General features: G+C 32.9%; 6 protein-coding genes and 1 pseudogene. 5 read left to right on the top strand and 2 right to left on the bottom strand.

Going from position 1 to position 5,366, the window contains the following annotated elements:
- Window positions 1–113, top strand: a pseudogene (locus tag GBN19_RS14340) (IS1595 family transposase); the annotation flags it as partial.
- Between the two features lie 4 nt (window positions 114–117).
- Here GBN19_RS14340 and GBN19_RS14335 read toward each other — a convergent pair.
- Window positions 118–1,386 carry a hypothetical protein gene (locus GBN19_RS14335; RefSeq protein ID WP_228271292.1) on the bottom strand — a complete coding sequence of 423 codons (1,269 nt, stop codon included), beginning with the start codon at window positions 1,384–1,386 and terminating at the stop codon, window positions 118–120.
- Window positions 1,387–1,487: 101 nt separating this feature from the next.
- Window positions 1,488–1,694, bottom strand: a complete 207-nt coding sequence (locus tag GBN19_RS14330) for a helix-turn-helix domain-containing protein (protein ID WP_151778587.1) — start codon at window positions 1,692–1,694, stop codon at window positions 1,488–1,490.
- Window positions 1,695–1,788: 94 nt separating this feature from the next.
- Here GBN19_RS14330 and GBN19_RS14325 point away from each other — a divergent pair, with 94 nt between their 5' ends.
- From GBN19_RS14325 to istB, 4 genes are all read left to right on the top strand, one after another.
- On the top strand, window positions 1,789–2,268 hold the full coding sequence (locus tag GBN19_RS14325) for a hypothetical protein (protein WP_151778586.1): 480 nt from the start codon (window positions 1,789–1,791) through the stop codon (window positions 2,266–2,268).
- A 122-nt stretch (window positions 2,269–2,390) separates the two neighbouring features.
- Window positions 2,391–2,570: a DNA-binding protein gene (locus tag GBN19_RS14320; protein WP_151778585.1), complete on the top strand. Its 180-nt coding sequence runs from the start codon at window positions 2,391–2,393 to the stop codon at window positions 2,568–2,570.
- Window positions 2,571–2,669: 99 nt separating this feature from the next.
- Complete coding sequence (istA, locus tag GBN19_RS14315) at window positions 2,670–4,319, top strand: IS21 family transposase (protein WP_228271293.1); 1,650 nt, start codon at window positions 2,670–2,672, stop codon at window positions 4,317–4,319.
- Window positions 4,312–5,052: an IS21-like element helper ATPase IstB gene (gene istB, locus GBN19_RS14310; RefSeq protein ID WP_151778584.1), complete on the top strand. Its 741-nt coding sequence runs from the start codon at window positions 4,312–4,314 to the stop codon at window positions 5,050–5,052. Before istA ends, istB begins: the two co-directional genes overlap by 8 nt.
- The last annotated feature ends 314 nt before the right edge of the window (window positions 5,053–5,366 follow it).

The raw sequence follows: 5,366 nt of genomic DNA, 5'->3' as shown, positions 1-5,366 counted from the left end.
TTGAGAAAAGGATGTTTTATTTGCATCTTAAAGAAACGGAGTATCGCTTCAATCATCGGCATGATAATTTATACCTCGATTTGCTTAAATTACTCCGTAATAATCCTCTTTAACTTCCTAAGCTCCTATTTTAATATTTTGCGGTAGGATTTCTTGCAATAAATCAGTTATAAAAGATCGACCATAATTAAATTCATCTGCTGCCATTTGTGAGTTATCAGCAGCATCAATAACAATGAATAGCTGCTTATTTTCATTAGAGAACCTTTCAGAAACCTGCTTTAATCTAAACAAAAATGCTTTTATGTACTCGCTAGGACCGGCACTCGCTGTCGGTATTAGTGGATGACATAAGCCTAATCCAGCTAATTCATTTGCAATTTGAACTAATGCTATTTTATGTGTATGTCTCGCTGATGAAGATTGTCTGTAGTCACCATTACCAAAGCAGTCATAGACAATCGACAATGATCCAGAAGGGATATAGTTGTGTATTTGTGTACTTAAGATTGATTTACCTACACCACCTTCAGCCTGAATAATAAATTTTTGACTATGTGATTCATTAATAGTATCTATTAGTGTTCTTACGATAGGTCTATTTACGATATTTTCTAACTCTTTTATTAAGTTCTTTACTGGAAACAGATCATCTGGGTTGGTTTTAAGTGCCCGGAGTACATCGTATCGTGTAATTTCAGGTGTGTCTTTGTTTTCACTAAGTGCTTTGCGATGGATTAGTTCTTTTAATTCATTAGGAGCATTAACATCATCTCCAGGTAGATAGTAGGCAATATCTTGAGCAAGAATCTCCCTCTGAGCTATATAGTTGGGCTCTTGTGATGGGAATTTTACTAGCTTAATAAAATCTTCTAAATCCTTGCCCTTCAAATTAGTATATAGTTCTAATTTTTCCAAATTAGTTGGTTTAGTAACTGTTCCTGTTTCTTGCAGTTCACAAATTGACTTATAGAAGTCTTCACTTATTGGCCTATTAGAAATGAAATGGAATTCTAATTTTTTTAAAACATCCATTTTATTTTCAAGTGTTAAAAATTTTTGATATCTTTTTGCAAAGCCTTTAAGAGTTTTTTTAAGGTCACTTGGTTGAAATCTATCTTCCTCATGTACAGTAGTGTGTTTGAGTTGAGAGTAAATAATCTTAGAGGCATCCGAAAACTTATTAGATCTATAGTATTCACCTACATCTACAATTTCTTCACCATCCTCAATTTCTTTGTGAAACTCAGACTTACTAGGCCCTTCAATAGTTAGAACATCTAATCCTGATACTGGACTTAAAAGGAGAAGAGCTTTTCTGGCAGCCCATAAATAATGAAAATAATCACCGTCTCTACTTGCTCTAACTAAATCTGTATTTCCCATAGTATCCCCCAACTTATAAATAAAAATATTTATAATTATTAAATTTACTTAATTCTATCATAAGCTTACCGCTATACATACTTAAGCTATTTTTACTTGAGTTAAGGTAATAGGTCTTTAGCATCAACTTCTAAAGCATGGGCAATATCATATAGTTTTTCTACTGTAAGATTTACCTCGCCTCGTTCGATACGTCCCATATAGCTTCGATCAATACAACATTGAAGAGCAAGGGACTCTTGAGTGGTCTTTTTTTCAACTCTCTTTTTGCGGATTAATTGACCAATCATTGTTGATAATTCTGACATTTGGAACCAACTGCTCAAAAAACAGAAATATCAACAATTGAGGACTATACATCCACGGACTATAATCCGTATTTATTTTTATTAAGATTCAGCGATGTCAAAATCAGTTAACTTACCTTTATATGATGAATTCTTAAAAATTTTTATTAATCATGAAATTGAAAATTGGCAAGCAAAACATTTTTGGGAAAAAATGGGACTTGAGCAACATTATAGAGCTGAACACTGTAAGCGTCTTATGTATGTAGGATTAAGAGTTCTAATTAGATGTAAATATCTTGAAATTGATATTAGTAAATCTTCAAAAAAAGCATTTAGTTACAAAGAAACTCCAAGATTAAATGAACTGAGAGATAGGTATAAAAAACAAAAACTTGAAGCCATTTTTTCAATAAAAAAATCTGAATTTTTAAATCAAATTAAAGATAAAGAAAATAATATTGAATTTATAGAATCACTATTATCAGATGATAAAACATTAGAGAAATATTTTATCAACCATAAAGAAAAATTAGAAACTGATATAAAAAACATTAAGTCAAACATTAAACTTATGGATAATATTATGAGTTAATAAACCATAAGTTATTAAAAATATTTTAATAAAATCAAAACATTAAATTAATATTATTCTGGTTGACCTAAGCATTTTTATCCTATATTTTTTCGTCAAATTTACTCAAAATTCGTCTAGTTATGGTCAAGTCAATAAAACAAGTTAGAGAGGAATTTTTTTCTTCAGGAACCTCTATTGCCGAATGGGCAAGAATTAATAATTTCTCACCTGATTTGGTATATAGAATACTAAAAAACAATCAAATCCCACAACGTGGTAAAAGTCATGAAATCGCAGTGAAACTAGGAATCAAAGAGTAGAATATTATGAATTAATTAACTTTATTTTTTATTTAACTGCAAAAAGTATAAAGACCCATGTGTCAGCATGAGTCTTTATGAATTGTCTTTTACTTGGTCGTGCAAGACAAATTCATTCTAGAAGACATTGCTAAATTAAGCAATGTTGAGGGTGCTTTTTGCCTCATTTTAGTATTAGAGGTATTTATGCGCTTAAACACTGATAAAATTCGACAAACTGTCAGACTGCTAAATTTACAATACAGTCAAAGAGCAACCGCTAAGCAAGTCGGTGTTTCTAGAGAGTCTGTGAAAGTGCTCTATGAAAAGTTAAAACTTTTTCCAATTCACAATAATGAACTTAATTTATTTACCAACATTGAACTACTCAACTATTTTGAAATCTCACGTAATACAAGTTATCCGACGAGAAAAATTTATCCTGACTTCGAATACATCAATCAAGAATTAAAAAAGCGGGATATGACCATTGAATTACTTTGGCAAGAATACATTGCTCAACATGAAAATGGCCTTTCATATTCCCGTTTTTGTGAAGTATTTAGAAATTTCCAAAAAAAACGACATTCATCAATGCGACAAAATTTTAAAAGTGGTGAAGCGCTTTTAGTAGATTTTTGTGGTAGAACAATGGAAATTACTTCTCCACTAGATGGATCAAAAAGTTACGTTTCTATATTTGTGGGAGTATTAGGCGCATCAGCGTATACATTTGCTTATGCAGTTCCAAGCCAGAAAGTTGAGCACTGGTTGGAATGCTTTATTCAAGCATTTAAACATATCGGTGGCGTTCCAGAAACAATAGTAACAGACAATTTAAAATCAGCTGTCATCAAAAATAATAAGTTCGGATTGGAGTTCCAAAAAGACTTTGAAGATTTTGCAGCACATTATGATTTTGCAATTATGCCAACTCGACCACGCCATCCGAAGGATAAAGGCCTTGTAGAAGTCAGTGTGCAGATTGTACAACGTTCAGTCCTAGCATCAATGCGCAATCAAAAATTTTTCTCTATTGATGAATTAAATCAAGCCATTCAGCAGAAAATTGACTTAATTAATCGTAAAACCACTCGTCGATTTACTATTAGCCGTTATGAACAATTTTTAGCTTTGGATAGTAAAGACCTCAATCCATTACCGCTTTATCCATATGAATTATGTACATGGAAACGACAGGTACGTGTCAGTGAATTTTATCGAATTGAGTATCAATTTAATCAATACTCTGTTCCGTATGCATATTCGCATTTAAAAGTCGATATTAAAATCACTCACTCAGCAATTCATATTTTTTATGAACGTGAAAAAATAGCTGAGCATGTTATCAACTCCCATATACACCAAGATATTTGCTTGGATGAACATATGTCACCTGAGCATCTTGCTCAAAAAGGTTTATCAAAAGATGAAATTATTTTCTGGGCAAGTCGTATAGGTCAAAGTACATCACAGTATGTTGATTATATTCTCACTCAAAAAAGAGATCTTGCGAAAAATATTAAGTCTTTGAACAAGTTTAGAAAATGGGTCATGGATAATCAAAAATCTCATTCCCTAGAGGGTGCTTGTCAATTCGCCATGGAACGAAAAATTTTCACACTCAAGCGACTAGAAAGCATTATTTCAAACAATGCTCATCTCATACCACAAGCGCCAGATATACAGCCTCGTTTAACAACCCCACATCATAATATTCGTGGAATTAATTATTATTTTCAAGATTCAGAGATAAAAGAACATGCTTAAACAATCTGTCAAAGAGAAATTAGAACAGCTTAAACTTAAAGGCTTTCTGCGTTCAGCAGAATGCTCACTTGATCAAATGTTAGGTCAGGGCATTAGTATAGAAGACTTTTTAGACTATTGCCTCGATGCAGAATTAAATGATCGCTCTAACCGAAGAATTGAACGATTATTATCTCAAGCCAAATTCCGTTATCCAAATGCAAGGGTGGAACACATAGATTATGCAGTTGAACGAAAACTTAAAAAAACAGACATCCATCGCTATGCAAATTGCGAATGGATTAAAGAAGGTCGTGGTTTGATTATTTCAGGCTCAACAGGTGTTGGAAAATCATGGTTAGCTTGTGCACTCGGAGCTGAGGCCTGTCATCGTAGCTACAGCACGATGTATTTTAATGCGATTAGCCTTTTTGATGAAATTGCAAATGCAATTACTTTAGGTGAAATCAAAGATTTTAAGAAAAAAATTTGTGCTGCAAAATTGCTCATTATTGATGATTTTGGATTAGGCGGCTTTAATCAGGCACTAGCCCCATCTTTTCTTGAAATGATTGATAAACAATCTCAAAGTGGAGGTCTTTTAATCACTAGCCAAGTTCCCAAAAAATTATGGTTCGAACAGTTTCAAGACCCAACAATTGCAGATGCTGTGATGGACCGGATTTTACATAGATCCTATGAGCTTGAGATTTTAGGTAGATCTTATAGAGAAAAAATCTTTTCTTTAGAATAAATCTTTTTTAACAGGGGGTGGCCTACTTGGAATAGGAATAAGTGGTAGATCACCAACTGGAATAAGTGGCCGACTTATTCAGTATTTCGCAACTAAATATTTTTCGACAGCAGTATCAATTAATAAGGTCTTCAAGCCCTTATAAATGATCGTGTATTCTGTTGTAGAGGAGCTTTTTTCCTCTACCTGAACCGTACCAGGTTTGTCGGAGAGTCAATATTCTGAGAGACTATCCCGATGACAAAACCAAACTATACCCCCGAAATTAGAGAAAGAGCGGTTCAATTATTGATTGAATCTGAAAAAGATTATCC

The organism is Acinetobacter brisouii (genome assembly GCF_008993995.1).
In the GTDB taxonomy this organism is placed as follows: domain Bacteria; phylum Pseudomonadota; class Gammaproteobacteria; order Pseudomonadales; family Moraxellaceae; genus Acinetobacter; species Acinetobacter brisouii_A.
Note: the sequence above shows the minus strand (reverse complement) of the source record. Positions and strands in the feature narration are given on the sequence as shown.